We start from the raw sequence: 18,590 nt of genomic DNA, 5'->3' as shown, positions 1-18,590 counted from the left end.
GGGCGGCCCGCCGGTGGACCGGTGCGCATTCAACCACGCGGTGCCGTGCGCCCCAGGCGGTGCAGCTGCGCGTAGCGGCCCTCGCGGGCCAGCAGCTCCTCGTGCGTGCCGCGCTCGACGATCCGGCCGGCCTCGACGACGAGGATGAGGTCGGCGTCGCGCACGGTGGTGAGCCGGTGGGCGATGACGATGGCGGTGCGGCCGGCCAGCGCCTCGTCGAGCGCGGCCTGCACGGCGGCCTCGGAGGCGGAGTCCAGGTGGGCGGTGGCCTCGTCGAGGACGACGACGCGCGGGTGGGCCAGCAGCAGCCGGGCGATGGTCAGGCGCTGGCGCTCCCCGCCGGAGAAGCGGTAGCCGCGCTCGCCGACGACGGTGTCGAGGCCGTCGGGCAGGGCGGCCACGAGCTCGCCGAGGCGGGCGCGGCGCAGGGCGTCGAGCAGCTCCTCGTCGCCGGCGTCGGGGCGGGCCAGGCGCAGGTTGGCGCGCAGGGACTCGTGGAAGAGGTGCCCGTCCTGGGTGACGACGCCGACGGTCCGGCGCAGCGCCTCGGCCTGCAGCTCGCGCACGTCGACCCCGCCGATGCGCACGGCGCCGCCGGTGACGTCGTACAGGCGCGCCAGCAGCTGCGCCATCGTGGACTTGCCGGCGCCGGAGGAGCCGACGATCGCGACGACCTGACCGGGCTCGACGCGGAAGGAGACGTCGTGCAGCACCTGCACGCCGCCGCGCGCGTCCAGGGTGGCGACGTCCTCCAGGGAGGCCAGCGAGACGTCGGAGGCGGCGGGGTAGGCGAAGTCGACGTGGTCGAACTCCACGCCGACCGGGCCCGCCGGGACCGCGCGCGCGTCGGGGGCCTCCTGCACCAGCGGGACGAGGTCGAGGACCTCGAAGACGCGGTCGAAGCTCACCAGCGCGCTCGTGATGTCGACGCGGGCGTTGGCCAGCGCCGTCAGCGGCGCGTACAGGCGGGTCAGCAGCAGCGCGAGCGTCACGATGCTGCCGGCGTCCAGCGTGCCGGTGACGGCGGCCGTCCCCCCGACGCCGTAGACGATCGCGAGGGCCAGCGCGGAGACGAGGGTGAGCGCGGTGATGAACACCGACTGCCGCACGGCCCGGGTGACGCCGATGTCGCGGACGGCGCGGGCGGCGCGGGCGAAGGCGGCGGACTCCTCGTCGGGGCGGCCGAAGAGCTTGACGAGGGTGGCGCCGGGGGCGGAGAAGCGCTCGGTGGTCTGGTTGAGCATGGCCGCGTCCAGCTGCGCGGCCCGGCGCGAGAGCCGGGCGAGGTGGCGGCCCATGCGCCGGGCGGGCAGCACGAAGACCGGCAGCAGCACGAGCGCGAGCAGGGTGATGCGCCAGGAGATGCCCACCATGACGACCGCGGTGAGCACGACGGCGACGACGTTGCTGACGACGCCGGACAGGGTGTCGCTGAAGGCGCGCTGCGCGCCCAGGACGTCGTTGTTGAGGCGGCTGACGAGGGCGCCGGTGCGGGTGCGGGTGAAGAAGGCGACGGGCATCCGCTGCACGTGGTCGAAGACGCGGGTGCGCAGGTCGAGGATGAGGTCCTCCCCCAGCCGCGCCGACCACCAGCGCACCACCAGCCCCAGCCCCGCCTCGGCGAGGGCGACGACGGCGATGAGGACGGCCAGCAGGACGACGCGGCGGGAGTCGCCGGTGCCGACCGCGTCGATCACGCGCCCGGCGAGCACGGGGGTGGCCACGGCCAGGACCGCCAGGACGGTGCTGCCGGTGACGAACAGGCCCAGCAGCGCGCGGCGCTGGCGGGCGAGGGCGAGGACGCGCCGGACGGTGCCCGGGCGGAAGGGCTGCTGGTCGGGGGCGGACATCGTCCGCCACAGCGAGGACCAGGCGACCGACTCCATGCTCATGGCGGGGACGCTACGACCTGCAGCGCGCTGCAGGTCCACCCGGCCGGTGGGCGCCGCCGGGCGTGCGCCCCACGGGACGTGCGCGGCGGCGGGGGCGGGCCCGGCACACTGGTCCGGTGCCCGGCCCCGCCCCCCACCCGCTGCGCAGCCGGTGGCGGCGGGCCGGGGTGCGGGTGCGCTCGACGCTCGCGGCGACCGCGCTGCTGGCCGTGCTGGTCGTCGCCGGCGGCGTCGTCGGGCTCGCGGCGCTGCGCGGGTCCCTGTACGACGCGGCGGAGATCTCGGGCGCGGTGCAGGCGCGGCTGGTGCGGCTGTCGGTGAGCGCGGAGGTGCTCGACGCGGGCCTGGAGGGCCCGGAGTCGGCCCAGCGGGCCGCGCTGGAGGCGGCGGTGGGCGCCGACGACGACCGCGGCTCGCACGTGCAGGTCCTGGACGCCGACGGGCGCGTGGTGGCCCGCAGCGCGGCGCTGGCCGGTCTCGACGCGCTGAGCGCGACCCGGCCCGCGGTGGGCGAGCTGGTGCAGGAGGAGCGGGAGCTGCCCGCGCTCGGCGACGGCCGCTGGGTGGTGACCGTGGTGGGGGCGCGGGTCGACGACCGCGACTTCCGGGTGGTGGCCGCCGAGAGCACCGCCGAGGAGGACGCCGCGCTGCGCCAGGCGGCGCTGGTGCTGGCCGTCGGCGCGCCGCTGCTGCTCGCGGCGATCGCGGCGGCGACCTGGACGTTCACGGGCCGCTCGCTGCGGCCGGTGGAGGCGATCCGGCGCACCGTCGAGGGCATCACGTCCGCGGGGCTGGACGGGCGGGTGCCGGTGCCGGAAGGGCGCGACGAGGTGACGCGGCTGGCGCTGACGATGAACGAGATGCTCTCGCGCCTGGAGTCCTCCCAGCGCAGCCAGCGGCGGTTCGTCGCCGACGCCAGCCACGAGCTGCGCAGCCCGGTGGCGACGCTGCGCGCGGCCGCGGAGGTGTGGTCCGCCGACGCCGGGGCACCGCGGGAGTTCACCGAGCTCGTGCGCTCGGAGGCCGGCCGGGTGGAGGCGCTGGTGGCCGACCTGCTGCTGCTGGCCCGCGCCGACGAGGGCCGGCTGGCCCGCGAGGACGCCGACGTCGACCTCGACGAGGTGCTGGAGGCCGAGGCGGCGCGGCTGCGGGCGCTGGGGGCGGTGCGGGTGCGCGCGCGCACGGTGCCGGTGCGGGTGCGCGGGGACCGCCGGCAGCTGTCGCGGCTGGTGCGCAACCTCACCGACAACGCCGCGCGGCACGCGGCGGGCACCGTGGAGCTGCGGACGGCGCTGGAGGACGGCGCGGCGCTGCTGGAGGTGGCCGACGACGGTCCGGGCATCCCCGAGGCCGAGCGGGAGCGGGTGTTCGAGCGGTTCGTGCGCCTGGACGCCAGCCGCGACCGCGCCTCGGGCGGCACCGGGCTGGGCCTGGCGATCGTCGCCGAGATCGCCGCCGCCCACGGCGGGTCCGTGCGGGCCCTGCCGCGGCCCGGCGGTGGCGCGCTGGTCCGGCTGGTGCTGCCGCTGGGCGCCACGGCCGCCGAGGACGACGAGGCGGGGGCGGACGGGAGCGCCGAGGGGGCGCCGCGGGGACCGAGGGGCGTTCAGCCGCCGTCGGCGGCGAGCCGGTAGCCGGCGCCGCGCACGGTCTGGATGGCGTGCCGGGCGAACGGCACGTCGATCTTGCGGCGCAGGTAGCGCACGTACACCTCCACGACGTTGGGGTCGTTCTGCACGTGCGGGTCCCACACCGACTCCAGGATCTGCGCCTTGGCGACGACCTCGTCGGGGTGGCGCATGAGGAACTCCAGCAGCGCGAACTCGCGGGCCGTCAGCTCGACGGGGGTGCCGGCGCGCACGACCCGCCGCGAGCCGGGGTCCAGCTCCAGGTCGCCGGCGCGCAGGACGACCGGTCGCTCGGGCGCGCCGCGCCGCTGCAGCGCGCGCAGCCGCGCCACGAGGACCGGGAAGGAGAACGGCTTGGTGAGGTAGTCGTCGGCGCCGAGGTCGAAGGCGTCGACCTGGTCGTACTCGCCGTCCTTGGCGGTGAGCACGAGCACCGGGGTCCACACCCCCGCCGCGCGCAGGTCGCGGCAGACCTCGTAGCCGTTGCGGCCCGGCAGCATGAGGTCGACGACGAGGACGTCGTAGCGGTGCTCGCGGGCGAGGAAGAACCCCTCGTCGCCGTCGTGGGCGAGGTCGACGGAGAAGCCCTCGGCCACCAGCCCGCGGCGCACCGTCCGCGCCAGCAGGACCTCGTCCTCGACCAGCAGCACCCGCACCCGGGAAGCTTAGGACCCGCCCCCGCCGCACCGCGCCGCACCGGCGGGCGCGCTAGGCCGACAGCGCGAGCAGCGCAGCCGACAGCGCGAGCAGCGCACCGAGCACCACGAGCGCCGTCGCGAGCGCCCCCAGCAGCAGGCCGGCGCGGGTCGAGGCGACCGCCCGGCCGTGGCGCAGCGGGCGCTCCACCAGCAGCGAGGTGGCCAGCGCCGGAGCGGCGGCCAGCAGCTCCACGAGCAGCAGGAACGGCCAGCGGTCCAGACCGGGGGCCAGCTCCACGGCGATCCAGGTCGCCGGCACGTGCCACAGGTACCAGGTGTAGGACAGCCGGCCCACCCAGCGCACCGGCGGCAGGCTCAGCAGCCGCCCCACGCCGGCGCCCGGGCCCGCGGCGCCGGAGGCGATGACCGCGGCGGTCGCCAGCGTCGGCACCAGCGCCGCCCAGCCGGGGTAGGTCACCGCCCCGGCCCACACCGCCGAGGTCGGCAGCAGCACCGCCCCCGCCCAGCCGCCGGCGCGCAGCAGCGCGGGGCGGCGGGCGGCGCGGGCCAGCTCGGGGGCCAGCAGCGCGAGCAGCCCGCCGACGCCGAACTGCCAGGCGCGGGTGCCGGTGCCCAGGTAGGCCAGCAGCTCCGCGCGCGGGCTGACCAGCACGCTCGTGGCGAGCGAGAGCACCGTCAGGGCCGTCAGCGCCACGAGCAGCCCGCGCCGCACGTCGCCGCCGCGGCGCTGGGCGCGGCGGGCCACCAGCAGCACCAGCAGCGGCCAGGCCAGGTAGAACTGCTCCTCCACCGCCAGGGACCAGAAGTGCGTCACCGGGGTGTGGGCGAGCTGGGGGTCCAGCGCCTGCGCGCCGCCGGTGAGCAGGAACCAGTTGGCCACCTGCAGCGCGGCCGCGAGCACGGCGGCGGCGGTGGGGGCCAGCCGCTCGGGGGCCAGCAGGGCCGTCGCGGCCAGCGCGGCGAGCAGGACGGCGGCGGCGCTGGGGACGATGCGCCGGGCGCGGCGCGCGTAGAAGGCCGGCAGCGCCAGGGTGCCGGTGCGCCGCACCTCGCGCAGCAGCAGACCGGTGATGAGGAAGCCGGAGACGACGAAGAAGGCGTCGACGCCGACGAGCCCGCCCCCGGCGAAGGGGACGCCGGCGTGGAAGAGCAGCACGAGGCCGATGGCGACGGCGCGCAGCCCCTCCACGTCGCCGCGGTGGCCCCCGTGCGGGGTGCCCGCCCTGCGGGGTGCGCTCTCCAGGACGCTCATGCGCGGCCACCTCGTCCCTCCGTGCCCTCCTGCTGCCGGAGGGCAGGCTGGCCGGGGGCGCCTTGCAGGACGCTGAGAGCTGCCCCGGACGGGCTACCAGTGCAGCGTTCCGGGGTCGCCCTTGAACGGTCCGCGCAGCTCGTCGGTGATCCAGCCGCCGTAGAAGTCGCCGGGCTGGGCGCGCACGCGCTCGTCGTCGAGGTGGCAGACCAGGCGGCCGGGGTAGAAGGCCAGGGCGCCGGCGAGGACGGCGTAGCCGTCGGTGGGCTCGGGGTAGGTCCAGGCGGCCGCGGCCACCAGCGGCGCGCCGTCGGGGGTGCGCAGGTCCCGGTAGGCGGCCCGGCCCTTCCACTCGCACCAGCTGCCGCCCCCGGCGGGCGCCAGCAGCCGGGCGTCGACGGTGTCGGCGGCGACGTAGTACGTGGGCGGGTGGCTGGTCTCCAGCACCCGCCAGGCCCGCGGGTGCGCGGGGTCGGCGGGCACGTCGGCGACGGGCAGCAGCCCGCCGTCGGGGGTGCGCGCGGCGATGCGCACCCGGCGGGTGGCCGCCTCGACGCGCGGCGGGCGGGGGTGGTCCCAGACGGACTCGGTGCCGGCGGGGGCGGGGTCGCGGTGCACGCGGTCAGTCCACCGCACCCCGGCGCCCCGGCGACCCGGCGCCGCGGCGCCGCGGCGTCACACCAGCCCGGCGTCGCGGGCCAGCAGGGCGGCCCGGGTGCGCGAGGACAGCCCCAGCTTGGCCAGCAGGCGGCTGACGTGGGTCTTGGCGGTGAGCGGGGAGATCGCCAGGCGGCGGGCGAGGTCGGCGTTGGACAGGCCCTCGCCCAGGCAGCGCAGGACCTCGACCTCGCGGGCGGTCAGCCCGGACAGGTCCGGGACCGGCGCGGGCGGGGTGACGGCGGCGACGGCGCCGAGCAGGGTGCGGACGACCTCGGGGGCGACGACGCCCTCGCCCGCGGCGACGCGGCGCACCGCGTCCACCAGCGTCGGCCCGTCCGCGGTCTTGAGCAGGAAGCCGGCGGCACCGGCGCGCAGGGCGCCCAGGACGAGGTCGTCGAGGTCGAAGGTCGTCAGGACCAGGACGTCGCCCAGGCCCGCCGCGACGATCTCGCGGGTGGCGGCGATGCCGTCGGTGCCGGGCATGCGCAGGTCCATGACGACGACGTCGGGGGCCAGGGCGCGCGCCTGGGTGACGGCGGTGGCGCCGTCCGCGGCCTCGCCGACGACGCTGACGCCCTCGGCGGCCTCCAGGAGCATCCGCAGCCCGGCGCGCACGGCGGCGTGGTCGTCGGCGAGCAGGACGCGGACGGCGGGTGGGGTCACGGTGCGGTCTCCAGGTCGCGGGGCGCACCCCGGCCGGCCGAGGCGGTCGTCGAGGTGGTCGAGGTGGTGGAGGCGGTGGAGGCGGTGGCGGGGAGCACCACCTCCACGCGCCAGCGCCCGCCGGCCGGGCCTGCCTCGAAGCGGCCGCCGAGGGCCTCGGCGCGCTCGCGCATGCTCTGCAGCCCGTGACCCGCAGCGCGGCCCGGGCCCGCACCGCCGGCCTCGGGGACGGGCGGCGGGCCCAGGGGCGAGTCCACGCTCAGCCGCAGGGCGCCGCCGCGCTCGCCCAGGTGCACGGTGACGGCGCCGGGGGCGGCGTGCTTGCGGGCGTTGGTGAGGGCCTCGGTGAGGATGCGGTGCGCGGTCTGGCCGACCAGGGCGGGCACCCGCGCCGGCGCGGCGGGGGCGGGCTCCTGCACGAGGGCGACGTCCAGACCGCCCGCGCGGGCCAGGGCGACGGCGGCCGGCACCGCCTCCAGGCCGGGGGCGGTGGCCACCCCCTCCGCGCCCGCACCGGCGGCACCCGCGGAGCCGCCACCGGGAGCCTCCTCGCGCATCAGCCGGATCATCGTGCGCATCTCCTCCAGCGCCTCGACGCTGGCGGCCCGGATGCCGGGCAGGACCCGGGCGGCGGCGCCGGGGTCGGTGCGCGCGGCGCCGAGCGCGGCCTCGGACTGCAGGGCGATGGCGGACACGTGCCCGGCGACGACGTCGTGCAGGTCGCGGGCCATCGCGGCGCGCTCGGCGCGGCGGCGCTGCTCGGCCGCCAGGCGCGCGAGCTCGCCACCGCGGGCGACGTCGCGCGCCCACCAGAGCGGCACGCCGAGGACGGCCACCAGCCACAGGGCGATCCCGACGACCCCCTGCACGGAGCCGCCGAGGACGGCGGCGGTGGCGGTGCCGGCGACGACGACGGCCGTGGCGGCGGTCTCCAGGCGGCGGCGGCCGGCAGCGCCGGCGGCGGCCCAGGAGCGGAAGAGCACGTCGCCCAGGGCGAGGAGCACGGCGACGGAGCCGCCGAGGGCGACGTCGACGGCGAAGGCGGCGGAGGCGGCGGCGGCGCTGCTCAGCGGCCGCCGCGGCGCGCTCAGGCTCGCGGCGCAGGCGACGGCCAGCGGCAGCAGGGGCCAGCCGCGCCCGTCGGGCAGCCAGGGCGGGACGTCGGTGTAGGTGTCGGGGACCCCGAGCACGGCGAACAGCACGCCGAGGGCGAACAGGCCCGCTGCGGTGAGGCGGTGCCGGAGCGGCCCGTCGAGGTCCACGGCCCCATCCGAGCACACCGGCCGCGCCGCGTGCACCCACCGCGCGACGCGTCCCGCGCGGCGGGCGCTCCGCTCGGCTAGGGCTCGCGGGTGAGCGCGGCCGCGCGGGTCAGCATGCCGACGGGGCCGTGCTCGTCGAGGGCGCGCCGCTGCCAGTCGGCGCCGGTGCCGCGGGCCAGGACGGCGGCGGCGCCGGCGTGCACGAGCTCCTCGTCGCCGTTGTCGCGCAGCGCGTCGCCGACGTGGGCCAGCAGCTGCCCGACGACCTCGGCGGCCGGGTGCGGGCGCCCGTCCAGCGGGGAGACGAGGACGCCGCCGGCCCCGTCGCGCGCGGCGCGCCAGGCGGCCAGGCGCAGCTCGGCCACTCCCACCCCCGGGACGGGGACACCGGCGGCGGCCTCGCGCAGGGCGGTGTCGGCCAGGGCCCGCACGAGGCCGGCCAGCAGCACCGCGTCCTCCACGCGCAGGCACACGTCGGCCACGCGCACCTCCACCGTGGGGTAGCGGGCGGACAGCCGGACGTCGAAGTAGAGCATCCCCGCGTCCAGCGGGACGCCGGTGTCCAGCAGCCGCCGCACGTGGGCGTCGTAGCCGGCGGCGTCGCCCAGGGCGGGGGTGGGGCCGGCGGTCGGCCAGCGCCCCCACACCCGGGCGCGGTAGCTGGCGTAGCCGGCGTCGACGCCCTGCCAGAACGGCGAGTTCGCCGACAGCGCCAGCAGCACGGCCGTCCAGGGGCGCAGGCGGTCCAGGACGGCGACGGCCTCGTCGCGGTCGGGGACCTCGACGTGGACGTGGCAGCCGCAGATGAGCTGCTCGCGGGCCAGCAGGCCGAAGCGTGCGCTCATGCGCTGGTAGCGCTCGGCGTCGGTGGTCGTCGGCTCGGTGACGAGCGGGTGGGTGCCCACCGCGACGAGCAGGGCGCCGTCGGCGGCGGCGGCCTCGGCCACGCGGGCCCGGGCGCCGGCCAGGTCGCGGCGCAGCTCGCTCAGGCGCCGCTGCGGGGTGCTGCCGGTCTCCACCTGCTGGCGCTGCAGCTCGGCCTCGGCCGCGGCGGGTGCGGCGGCGACGACCAGGGGGGCGTCGGCGCGCGCACCGCCGCTGCCGGGGTCGACGAGCAGGAACTCCTCCTCGACCCCGACGCGGCGGGGACCCGTGGCTGCGCTCACGCGTCCAGTCTGTCCCCCGCGGGACGTCCGCGCGGTGCGCGGCGCTGGCGGACGACGCCGACGGCGACGACCGCGGCGGTCAGCACCATGGACAGCAGCAGCTGCACCCGCTGGCCCGGCAGCACGACCATGAGGACCAGGACGGCGGCGATGAAGGCCAGGCTGGCGTAGGTCAGCCACGGGAACAGCCACATGCGCACGGCGGGCCGCTCCCCCGCCGCGTCCAGCTGGCGGCGCACGAACACCTGGCTGGTGGCGATGAAGGCGTAGACGACCAGCGCGAGGGCGCCGCTGGTGGCCAGCAGGTACTCGAAGATCCGGTCCGGCAGCAGGTAGTTGCCGACGACCGCGAGGAAGCCGACCGCGGTGGAGGCCAGGATCGCGGGGTAGGGCACGCCGCGCCCGGACACCTTCGACAGCCACGCGGGCCCGTCACCGCGGCGCGAGAGCGAGAACGCCATCCGCGAGGCGGTGTAGAGCGCGGAGTTCAGGCAGCTGGCGACGGCGGTAAGGATGACGACGTCCATGATCGTCGCGGCACCGGGGATGCCGATGGTCTCCAGCGTCGTCTGGAACGAGCCGCCCTCGGCCAGTTCCGCGGAGTTCCACGGCACGAGGGCGACGACGACGAGGATGGAACCGATGTAGAACAGCCCGATCCGGCCGATGACGGAGTTCACCGCCCGGCGCACGCCCTTCTCGGGGTCGGAGGACTCGGCCGCGGCGATGGTGACGATCTCGGTGCCCATGAAGCTGAACATCGTCAGCAGCATCCCGGCCAGGACCGCGGAGAACCCGTTGGGCAGGAAGCCGCCGGCCTCTCCGCCCAGGCTGAACCCCGGGGTCCCGCTGACGTCGCTGCCCGGCAGCACCCCGAGGATCGCCAGGGCGCCGACCGCGATGAACCCGACGATCGCGACGACCTTGACGGAGGCGAACCAGAACTCGAACTCGCCGTAGTTGCCGACGCTGGCGAGGTTGGAGGCGGTCAGGGCCAGGGTGACCAGCAGCGCCCAGGTCCACTGCGGCGCACCGATCCAGTGCGACAGGATCTCCGCGGCGGCGGTCGCCTCGACGGGGATGACGAGGACCCAGAACCACCAGTACAGCCAGCCGACGCTGAAACCGGCCCAACGGCCCAGGGCGCGGTCGGCGTAGGTGGAGAACGACCCGGTGTCGGGGTGGGCGGTGGCCATCTCACCGAGCATCCGCATGACCAGGACCACGAGGACCCCGGCGAAGGCGTAGGAGAGCAGGACACCCGGCCCGGCCTCGGCGATGGCGCTCTTGGAGCCCACGAACAGGCCGGCCCCGATGACGCCGGCGATGGAGATCATGGTGATGTGGCGGGGTTTGAGGGAGGTCCCCAGTCCCGGCTGCTGCTCGGTGACCTGCACGTCGCCTCCTGGTCGCTGCTCGCGCGCGGCACCGTCGCCGCGTCGTCGCCCGTGGTCGGCGGTCGACTGGTCACGGTAGCGTTGCCCGGGTGAGCCCGCGGACCATCGCCACCAGCCGGCGCGTCGAGCGCGACGAACTGCTCGACTTCGTGCGCCCCCGGCACCACGTCGTCCTGACGACGTTCCGCGCCGACGGCTCGCCCCAGACGTCGCCGGTGACGGCCGGCGTGGACGCCGAGGGCCGGATCGTCGTCTCGACCTACCCGGAGCGGGCGAAGGTCGTCAACGCGCGGCGCACGCCGCGGGGCAGCGCCCTCGTCCTGTCCGACGACTTCGGCGGCGCGTGGGTGCAGGTCGACGGCGAGCTGGAGGTGCTGGACCTGCCGGAGGCGCTGGAGCCGCTGGTGGAGTACTTCCGCAGCATCTCCGGCGAGCACCCGGACTGGGACGAATACCGGCGGGCGATGGCCGCGCAGGGCAAGTGCCTGCTGCGGCTGACCCCGCACCGCTGGGGGCCGGTGGCCACGGGCGGGTTCCCGGCCCGGCTGGCGGACTAGCCCCGGCGCGGCCCCCCGCCGGGTCCGTCGGGTCCGTCGGGTCCGTCGGGTCCGTCGGGTCCGTCGGGTTCGTCGTGCAGGTGCTCCTCGACGGCCCGGACCAGGGCGGGGTCGGGCTCGACGTGGTGGTCGGCGCGGGCGTGCTCGGCGACCTGCGCGAGGATCGCGGTGCGGTCGGCGCCGAGGAACTCGCGCTGGCAGCCGGGGACGACGTCACCGCAGCGGAACTTCTTCACGCTCCCACCCTGCCCTGCCAGTGGGCGGTGCGGGCACGCCCCCCCGCGCCGCGGGCGCTCTGGGCGAGGTCGAGCACGACGTCCTCCACGCCCACCACCCCGACGTAGCGGCCGGTCGCGTCGGTGCACACCAGCGGGTCGAAGCGGCCGGGCCCCGGGCGGGCGACGGCGCGCGCCGCCGCCTCGGGCACGGCCGTCTCGGGGGCCAGGGTGACCCCCACCGGCCGCACCTGCGGCGCCTCGCCGGGGTGGTGGCCGGGCAGCACCAGCAGCTGCGGGACGTCCTCGGCGTCGACGACGACGACGGGCCCGGGGTCCTCGCCGACGACGGAGACGGCCCCGTCCACCGAGCGGGCCGTCTTGGTGCGCCGGGTCAGGTCGCCCGTGCGCCGCGGGCCCGCCCCCGCCGCCAGCCGGCTCCCGCCGGCCGGGGCGGCGGGGTCGGCCAGCACCCGGCGCGCCTCGGGGCCGAGGGTGCCGAAGCCCGCGGCGGGCCGGGCCAGCAGGTAGCCCTGCACCAGCGGCACGCCCATGGCGCGCAGCACGTCCAGCTCGGCGACCGACTCCACGCCCTCGGCGACGATCCAGGCGTCCAGGCGGGAGGCGCACTCGCCGAGGAGCTGCACCAGCGAGCGCTTGACGAGGTCGTGCTCGAGGCCGCGCACCAGCTGCAGGTCGACCTTCAGCAGCTCCGGGCGCACCACGGCCATGCGCAGCAGGCCGGAGTGGCCGGTGCCGACGTCGTCGAGGGCGATGAGCGCACCCCGCTCGCGCAGCTGGGCGAGGGGCTCGACCAGCGTGGCGGGGTCGCAGGCGCTGTGCTCGGTCAGCTCGACCACGACACCGGTGAGGTCGCGCTCGAGCAGGGTGCTCACGACGGCCGGGTCGGCCAGCGAGGTGGGGCTGGTGTTGACGGTCAGGAAGGTGCCGTGCGGCAGGCGCTCCAGCAGCGGCAGCGCGGCGCGCAGGACCACCAGGTCCAGGTCGGCGTCGCGGTCGAGGGCGCGGGCGGCGCGGAACCACTCCTCCGTGGGCACGTCGGAGGGGAACCGGGAGAGCACCTCGTAGCCGGCGACGCGGCCGCCGGCCACGTCGACGACCGGGTGCAGCACCAGCTGCAGCAGGCCGGGATCGGCGCCCACGGCGTCGAGGCGGCGGTGCCATCGACTGCGGTGCGCCCTGCCGCTCACGCCCGTCCCCTCACCGCGACCCCCCTCGGCCGTCCCCGCGGTGTGAGGACGGACCGTGTCGCTCCCGTGACGACGGAGCATATAACCGTAATCGCATGGTCACCCGCTGCGAGGACAATCACCTCAAGGTGGCCGGTCGCGCGGTCGATGGCCACCGGGTGATCCGCCGCGCGAACCGCCGTGCCGCCCCGCTGCTGGTGTGCGCCGCCGCGGGTGCGCTGCTCTGCGCCGCGCCCGCGCACGCCGAGCCCGCACCCGCCACGGCCGCCCAGGCGCGCGCGCAGGCGCAGGCCGCCGAGCAGGCCGTGCAGGAGGTCGGCGAGCACCTGGAGCGGACCGGGGCGGCGCTGCAGCGCCAGCAGCAGGCCCTCGCGCAGGCGGTCGGCACCAGCATCGGCGCCCAGGTCGACGCCGACCGCACCGCCGCCGCGGCCTCCGGCGCCCGCGCCCGCAGCACCCAGCGGGTGCGCTCGATCTACATGGACGCCGGCAGCGGGCTGGGCCGCTCGCACGCACTGGCGCTGCTGCGCTCGGTGAGCACCGGCACCGACCCCGCCCTGGCGGTGCGCGGCGTCGACGCCGCGCGGCGCGGCGACGCCGACGCGCAGGCCGGTGCGCAGGCGCTGGCCGCCGGCGCCGCGGCGGCCTCGCGGGCCGCCGACGACGCCGCGACGGGGGCGGTCGCCGGGCTGCGGGAGGTGAGCGGGCAGCTGACGCTGCTGCAGGACGCCCTGGCCACCGCCCGGCAGCGGGTGGAGGCGCTGGACGCGCAGGCGGCCCGGCTGCAGGCCGCGGAGGAGGCCGCGGCGGCCCTGGCGGCCGCGCAGGCGCGGGCCGCGCAGCTGGCGGCGGCCGCCGAGCGCACCGCGACGGCGTCCACGACCTCCGTGCACGCGCGCTCGGTGCCGGCCGACTACGCCGGGCTGTACCCGCGGGCGGCGGCCACCTGCACCGGGATGCGCACCTCGCTGCTGGCCGCGGTGGGCCAGGTGGAGAGCGGGCACGGGGTGGACGTGGGGCCGTCCTCGGCCGGCGCCCAGGGACCGATGCAGTTCATGCCCGCGACGTTCGCCGCGTACGCCGTCGACGGCGACGGCGACGGCGAGCGCAGCGCGTGGGACCCCGAGGACGCGGTGTTCACCGCGGCGGCGTACCTGTGCGCCAACGGCGCCGGCGCCGGCGCCGGTCGCGCGGGCGAGGCGGGCGCGCTGTTCCGCTACAACCACGCCGACTGGTACGTGGCGATGGTGCAGCGGGTGGCCGACGAGATGGACGCCGCCGCGGGCGCCCCCGCCCCCTGACCCGCCTCCGCGCAGGCACCGGCGTCCGGGCGGAGTACGCGGCGGCCTCAGGTCTCCCGCAGCCGCAGCACCGCCGTCCCCTCGGTGGTCCGCACCTCGACCGTGGCGATCTGCTCGGGGTGCAGGGCGGTGGCACCGCTGAGCTGGGCGTCGCGGCCGGGCACGGCGGTCCAGGTCCCGATCTGCTCGGTGCCGCCGTCGACGCCCTCGACGACGAGCGCGTAGCGGTGGGACTGCTCGGCGCTGGCCCGGGCGTAGGCGCACACGAGGTCCACCTTGGTGCCCCAGCCCACCTCCGTCAGCTGCACGGTGGCGCTGATGGGCACCGGCACCAGCGGCTGCATGGGTTGCCCGCCGCCCGGCGCGGCGGCGCTCGCGGACGCCGTCGGGCTCGCGGACGCCGTCGGGGCGGCGGTGGGCGCGCCGGGCCCGGCCCAGGGCCCCAGCGCACCGGCGGCGGCGGCCACCAGGGCGCCGGCGGCCACCAGGCCGCCCGCCAGCGCCACCCGCCGCGAGCGGCGGCGCCGGCGCACCGCGCGCAGCAGGGCGGGCAGCACGGTGGCGGGCAGGCCGGCCCCCTCCCGCACGGCGGCGGCCGGGTCGTCCTCGGCGAGGGCCTCGACGACCTCGGGCGGGGTGCGCGAGAGCAGCCCGGGCAGGCCGGCGAGCTGCTCCACGGCGGTGCGGCAGGAGGAGCAGCCGCGCAGGTGCTCCTCGAAGGCGGTCCGCTCGGCCGGGGCCAGGGCGCCCAGCACGTAGGGGCCCGCGCTCGTCGCGAACGGGTGCTCGGGCAGGTGCCCGGGCATCGGCTCGTGCGCCATCAGCGGCTCACCCCCATCTCCTGCAGCGCCAGCCGCAGGTTCATCAGCGCGTAGTGGGTGCGGGACTTCACCGTGCCCTCGGGCACGCCCAGGGCGCGGGAGGCCTCGGCCACCGACCGGCCGCGGAAGTAGCACTCGCGCAGCACGGCGCGGTGCTCGGGCGACAGGCGCGTCAGGGCCTGGGCCACCACCCACTGCTGCAGCACCTGCTCGGACTCGTCGACGACGGAGCGCTCGGGCAGGTCGGCGGCCACCGTCTCGCGCCGCGAGCGCGCCGAGCGGCGCTCGTCGACGACGAGGTGGCGGGCGACGGTGAACAGCCACGCGCGGGTGGAGCCGCGGGCGGGGTCGAGGGCCTCGGGGTGGCGCCAGGCGCGCAGCAGGGTCTCCTGCACGACGTCGTGGGCGCTGACGCGGTCCCCGGTCAGGGAGACCACGTAGCTCCACAGCGCACCGGCGTGCTCGTCGTGCAGCGCCCGCACGAGCTCCTCGTCGGCATCGGTCATCGGTCCGCGTCCTCCTCCGTCGCTGACCCCACCACGAGGTGGAGGGGGGAACGGTTCGACGCGGGGGTGCCCCGTGGCCCTACGGTGCCGGGGTGGGCGCGACCAGCACTCCCGGGGGGATCCCGCGCGGCCCGGTGCCGGTGCCCGGGCCGCTGCTGCGGGTCCTGGCCCGGGAGCTCGACGGCGCGCCCGGGCGGCCCGGGGCGGTGGGGGCGCCGGAGGCGGTGTGGGTCAACCAGGCCGGCGGGAGCACCTTCCGGGTGCCCGTGCCCGGCGGGGCCGTCTTCGCCAAGTGGGCACCGGCCGGCGCGCCGCTGGACCTGGCCGCGGAGGAGGAGCGGCTGCGGTGGGCGCGGTCGTGGACGCCGGTGCCGCAGGTCCTGGCCGCCGGCCGGCACGCGAGCGGGTCGTGGCTGCTGACGCGGGGGCTGCCCGGCGAGAACGCGGTGCTGGCGCACTGGCGGGCGCGCCCGCACGTCGCGGTGCCGGCGCTGGGGCGCGGGCTGCGCCGCCTGCACGAGGCGCTGCCCGTGCGGGGGTGCCCGTTCTCCTGGTCGGTGCAGCAGCGGCTGGCCGCGGCCGTCGGCGACGTCAGCGGCCTGCGCCGGCCGCCCCCGGTGGACCGCCTGGTGGTCTGCCACGGCGACGCCTGCTCGCCGAACACGCTGCTGGACCCGGCGACGGGTGAGGCGTGCGGGCACGTGGACCTGTCCGCGCTGGGGGTCGCCGACCGGTGGGCCGACCTCGCGGTGGCGACGATGAGCGTGGGCTGGAACTACGGCCCCGGCTGGGAGGACGCCTTCCTGGACGCCTACGGCGTGGCCCCCGACCCGGCCCGGACGGCCTACTACCGGGACCTCTGGAACGCGGGCCCCTGAGGGCGCGGGTACCGTCGGCCCGTGAGCACCGGGACGCGCGACGACCTCCGCAACCTCCTGGGGAACCTGACCTGGCCGCGCACGGTGGCCCCCCGCTTCGACCCCGACACCGCTCCCGACGACCCCGTCCAGCTGTTCGTGGCCTGGCTGGGCGACGCGGCCGCGGCCGGGGTGCCGGCCCCGCACGCCATGACGCTGGCGACGGTCGACGCGGCCGGGCGCCCGGACGCGCGCACGACGCTGCTGGAGGACGTCGACGAGTCGGCGTTCTGGGTCTCCGGTTCGACCACCAGCCCCAAGGGCAAGCAGCTGTCGCGGGTGCCGGTGGCGGCGCTGGTGTTCCACTGGCCGCTGCTGGGCCGGCAGGTGCGGGTGCGCGGGACGGTCCGCCCCGCCGACGAGGTCCGCACGGCCGAGGCGTTCGGGCGGCTGTCGCCGGAGGCGCGCGCGGACGCCCTGGTGGACCGCCAGAGCGGTCCGCTGCACGACGAGGAGTGGCTCTCGGACGCGCTCGGCGACGCCGGGGACCTGCTGCGGCTGGAGCCGGGGGCCGTCGCCCCGACGTGGCGGCTGTGGGGCGTGGACGCCGGCCGGCTGGAGTTCTTCCAGTCCGCCGCCGACGGCCACCACCTGCGGTTGCGCTACTCGCGCCGCGTGGACGAGGGCAACGCCTGCGGGTACGTCACCGAGATGCTCAAGCCCTGACCGGGCCCTGACCGCGGCCTCAGGCCGTCGCGGCGCGGGCGCTGAAGCGGCCGTCGCGCCGCTCGACCTCCAGGGCCAGGCCGAAGGCGTCCGACAGCGCCGGCGAGGTGAGCGCCTGCTCGACCGGGCCGGAGACGACGACCCGCCCGCCGCGCAGCAGCAGGGCGTGCGTGGTGCCGACGGGGATCTCCTCGACGTGGTGGGTGACCATCACCGGCGTGGGCGCGGCCGGGTCGGCGGCCAGCGCCGTCAGCCGGCGCAGCAGGTCCTCGCGCCCGCCGAGGTCCAGGCCGCCGGCGGGTTCGTCCAGCAGCAGCAGCTCGGGGTCGGTCATGAGCGCGCGGGCGATCTGGGTGCGCTTGCGCTCGCCGTCGCTGAGGGTGCCGAAGGCCCGCTCGGCCAGGTGCGCCACCCCCAGCAGGCCCAGCAGCTCCAGCGCGCGGGCCTCGTCGTCGGGGTCGTACTCCTCGCGCCAGCGGCCGGTCACCCCGTAGGCGGCGGTCACCACGACGTCGCGCACCCGCTCCGCGCGCGGGACGGCCGCGCCGAGGGCGGTGCTGGCCAGCCCGATGCGCGGGCGCAGCTCGAAGACGTCCACCCTGCCGAGGACCTCGCCGAGGACGCCGACGGTGCCCGAGGTGGGGAACAGCCGCCCGGCGGCCACCGACAGCAGCGTCGACTTGCCGGCCCCGTTGGGGCCCAGCACGACCCAGCGCTCGCCGTCGGCGACCTGCAGGTCCACGGCGTCGAGCAGCACGCTGCTCCCCCGCCGGACGGTGACCGCGGACAGGTCCAGCACGTCGCTCATGGAGCCCGACCCTAGCGAGGGCGCTGCGGCGGCCCGCCGAGGCCCCGGGCCGGGCGTCGTAGGCTTCCCGGCGTGCTGGACCTGCCCCGCTCCGCCCGGCTGGCCGCCTGGGGGACCGCCGTGCTGACCGGCACCGCGGGCCTGCGGGCGGCCGTGGCCGCCGTCGTGCGCGACGACGAACCGCACGCCGTGCGCGTCGACGACGCACCGCCCCTGCCCGGCTCGCCGCCGGCCCGGCCCGAGGTGCCCGGCGGCGCCGACGCGCCCGACCTGCCCGCGCTGCTGGCCGCGCTGGCCGCGGGCGCCGCGGCCGCCGGCCCCGCGGTGCTGCTGCTGGCGCTGCCCGTGCCGGGCGACCCGCGCGGGCTGCCCGGGCCGGCCGCGCTCAACGTGGCCGCCCTGGAGGCCGGCGAGTGCGTCGTCGTGGAGCTCGCCGGGCAGCTGCAGCGGTGGGCGCTGGTGCCCGAGGTCACCGAGTTCGGCTCCGCGTGGGAGCCGGGCGCGCTGGTGACGTGGTCGCTGCGCGCGGCCGCGGCGCGCCGCGCGCCGGAGAGCACCAGCCTGGCCGACTCCGAGCGGGAGCTGCGGCTCGCCCTCGCGACGGCCACGCAGGCGCTGGCCTCGCTGGACGTGGCCCGCTGGCGCGAGGACGCCGCCGACCGCATCGCCGCCGTGCGCGACGGCGCGCTGGCGGGCGACGCCCTCCCGCCGGGGACCTCCCCGCGCGCGGCGCGGGTGCTGCAGACCGCGGCGCGGGTGCTGGCCATCGTCGAGCTGGCCACCGAGGACGACGGGGCCGCCATCACCAGCTGGGAGGCGACCTCGCGGGCGCAGGCGCTGCGCGAGGTCGCCGCGGTGGGGGGGGGGGGGGGGGGCGCCGCGGGGGCCGCGCCCCCCCCCCCCCCGCCCGCCCCCCACCCCCCCCGCGCCCCGGCCCCGCCCGCCCCCCCCCCCCGCCCCCACGAGGTCGGCGGTCACCGGGACGTCGCGCCAGCCGAGGACGTCGACC

The 18,590-nt window shown here is 78.1% G+C and carries 19 protein-coding genes; 6 read left to right on the top strand and 13 right to left on the bottom strand.

Annotated elements, in window-relative coordinates; translation table 11 throughout:
* Positions 1-29: 29 nt before the first annotated feature.
* A complete protein-coding gene (locus ACRYM2_RS09925; protein WP_432521886.1) occupies positions 30-1,892 on the bottom strand; it encodes an ABC transporter ATP-binding protein in 1,863 nt (620 codons plus the stop codon).
* A 116-nt stretch (positions 1,893-2,008) separates the two neighbouring features.
* Between ACRYM2_RS09925 and ACRYM2_RS09920 the strand changes: the two genes are divergently transcribed.
* Positions 2,009-3,526 (top strand): sensor histidine kinase, encoded by a 1,518-nt coding sequence (locus ACRYM2_RS09920; protein ID WP_432521885.1) that lies wholly within the window; start codon positions 2,009-2,011, stop codon positions 3,524-3,526.
* Here ACRYM2_RS09920 and ACRYM2_RS09915 read toward each other — a convergent pair.
* The 7 genes from ACRYM2_RS09915 to ACRYM2_RS09885 form a co-directional block, all read right to left on the bottom strand.
* Positions 3,499-4,176: a response regulator transcription factor gene (locus ACRYM2_RS09915; protein WP_432521883.1), complete on the bottom strand. Its 678-nt coding sequence runs from the start codon at positions 4,174-4,176 to the stop codon at positions 3,499-3,501. The genes ACRYM2_RS09920 and ACRYM2_RS09915 overlap by 28 nt on opposite strands.
* Positions 4,177-4,228: 52 nt before the next feature.
* The gene (locus ACRYM2_RS09910; protein ID WP_432521882.1) at positions 4,229-5,431 is read right to left on the bottom strand and encodes an acyltransferase family protein; all 1,203 of its coding nucleotides are present in this window, start codon (positions 5,429-5,431) and stop codon (positions 4,229-4,231) included.
* 93 nt (positions 5,432-5,524) lie between these two features.
* Entirely contained in the window at positions 5,525-6,049 is a 525-nt protein-coding gene (locus ACRYM2_RS09905) for a DUF427 domain-containing protein (protein WP_432521880.1), read from the bottom strand.
* Between the two features lie 57 nt (positions 6,050-6,106).
* The gene (locus tag ACRYM2_RS09900) at positions 6,107-6,754 is read right to left on the bottom strand and encodes a response regulator (RefSeq protein WP_432521878.1); all 648 of its coding nucleotides are present in this window, start codon (positions 6,752-6,754) and stop codon (positions 6,107-6,109) included.
* The gene (locus tag ACRYM2_RS09895) at positions 6,751-8,016 is read right to left on the bottom strand and encodes a sensor histidine kinase (RefSeq protein WP_432521876.1); all 1,266 of its coding nucleotides are present in this window, start codon (positions 8,014-8,016) and stop codon (positions 6,751-6,753) included. Before ACRYM2_RS09895 ends, ACRYM2_RS09900 begins: the two co-directional genes overlap by 4 nt.
* A gap of 77 nt (positions 8,017-8,093) precedes the next feature.
* Positions 8,094-9,182, bottom strand: coding sequence for a carboxylate-amine ligase (locus ACRYM2_RS09890; protein WP_432521874.1), 1,089 nt, complete (start codon positions 9,180-9,182; stop codon positions 8,094-8,096).
* Entirely contained in the window at positions 9,179-10,519 is a 1,341-nt protein-coding gene (locus tag ACRYM2_RS09885; protein ID WP_432521933.1) for an amino acid permease, read from the bottom strand. Before ACRYM2_RS09885 ends, ACRYM2_RS09890 begins: the two co-directional genes overlap by 4 nt.
* Before the next feature lie 149 nt (positions 10,520-10,668).
* Here ACRYM2_RS09885 and ACRYM2_RS09880 point away from each other — a divergent pair, with 149 nt between their 5' ends.
* A complete protein-coding gene (locus tag ACRYM2_RS09880; protein WP_432521872.1) occupies positions 10,669-11,136 on the top strand; it encodes a PPOX class F420-dependent oxidoreductase in 468 nt (155 codons plus the stop codon).
* Here ACRYM2_RS09880 and ACRYM2_RS09875 read toward each other — a convergent pair.
* Both ACRYM2_RS09875 and ACRYM2_RS09870 read right to left on the bottom strand, forming a co-directional pair.
* Positions 11,133-11,372, bottom strand: coding sequence for a DUF1059 domain-containing protein (locus tag ACRYM2_RS09875; RefSeq protein ID WP_432521870.1), 240 nt, complete (start codon positions 11,370-11,372; stop codon positions 11,133-11,135). The genes ACRYM2_RS09880 and ACRYM2_RS09875 overlap by 4 nt on opposite strands.
* Positions 11,369-12,562 (bottom strand): EAL domain-containing protein, encoded by a 1,194-nt coding sequence (locus ACRYM2_RS09870; protein ID WP_432521868.1) that lies wholly within the window; start codon positions 12,560-12,562, stop codon positions 11,369-11,371. Before ACRYM2_RS09870 ends, ACRYM2_RS09875 begins: the two co-directional genes overlap by 4 nt.
* A 95-nt stretch (positions 12,563-12,657) precedes the next feature.
* On the opposite strand from ACRYM2_RS09870, the gene ACRYM2_RS09865 reads away from it, so the two are divergent.
* Entirely contained in the window at positions 12,658-13,863 is a 1,206-nt protein-coding gene (locus tag ACRYM2_RS09865; protein WP_432521866.1) for a lytic transglycosylase domain-containing protein, read from the top strand.
* A gap of 47 nt (positions 13,864-13,910) precedes the next feature.
* On the opposite strand, the gene ACRYM2_RS09860 is transcribed toward ACRYM2_RS09865, so the two are convergent.
* Positions 13,911-14,684, bottom strand: a complete 774-nt coding sequence (locus ACRYM2_RS09860; RefSeq protein ID WP_432521864.1) for a zf-HC2 domain-containing protein — start codon at positions 14,682-14,684, stop codon at positions 13,911-13,913.
* Entirely contained in the window at positions 14,684-15,190 is a 507-nt protein-coding gene (locus tag ACRYM2_RS09855) for a sigma-70 family RNA polymerase sigma factor (RefSeq protein WP_432521863.1), read from the bottom strand. The genes ACRYM2_RS09860 and ACRYM2_RS09855 overlap by 1 nt, the downstream gene beginning before the upstream one ends.
* Before the next feature lie 92 nt (positions 15,191-15,282).
* On the opposite strand from ACRYM2_RS09855, the gene ACRYM2_RS09850 reads away from it, so the two are divergent.
* Together ACRYM2_RS09850 and ACRYM2_RS09845 are read left to right on the top strand one after the other, a co-directional pair.
* Positions 15,283-16,068: a phosphotransferase gene (locus tag ACRYM2_RS09850; RefSeq protein ID WP_432521861.1), complete on the top strand. Its 786-nt coding sequence runs from the start codon at positions 15,283-15,285 to the stop codon at positions 16,066-16,068.
* 21 nt (positions 16,069-16,089) lie between these two features.
* Entirely contained in the window at positions 16,090-16,773 is a 684-nt protein-coding gene (locus ACRYM2_RS09845; protein WP_432521859.1) for a pyridoxine/pyridoxamine 5'-phosphate oxidase, read from the top strand.
* A 19-nt stretch (positions 16,774-16,792) separates the two neighbouring features.
* Here ACRYM2_RS09845 and ACRYM2_RS09840 read toward each other — a convergent pair whose 3' ends face one another.
* The gene (locus tag ACRYM2_RS09840; protein ID WP_432521857.1) at positions 16,793-17,581 is read right to left on the bottom strand and encodes an ABC transporter ATP-binding protein; all 789 of its coding nucleotides are present in this window, start codon (positions 17,579-17,581) and stop codon (positions 16,793-16,795) included.
* 72 nt (positions 17,582-17,653) lie between these two features.
* Between ACRYM2_RS09840 and ACRYM2_RS09835 the strand changes: the two genes are divergently transcribed.
* On the top strand, positions 17,654-18,590 hold a 937-nt coding region (locus ACRYM2_RS09835), incomplete at its 3' end, for an Rv1486c family protein (RefSeq protein WP_432521856.1).

This window comes from Kineococcus aridisoli (genome assembly GCF_050871885.1).
GTDB lineage: Bacteria > Actinomycetota > Actinomycetes > Actinomycetales > Kineococcaceae > Kineococcus.
Note: the sequence above shows the minus strand (reverse complement) of the source record. Positions and strands in the feature narration are given on the sequence as shown.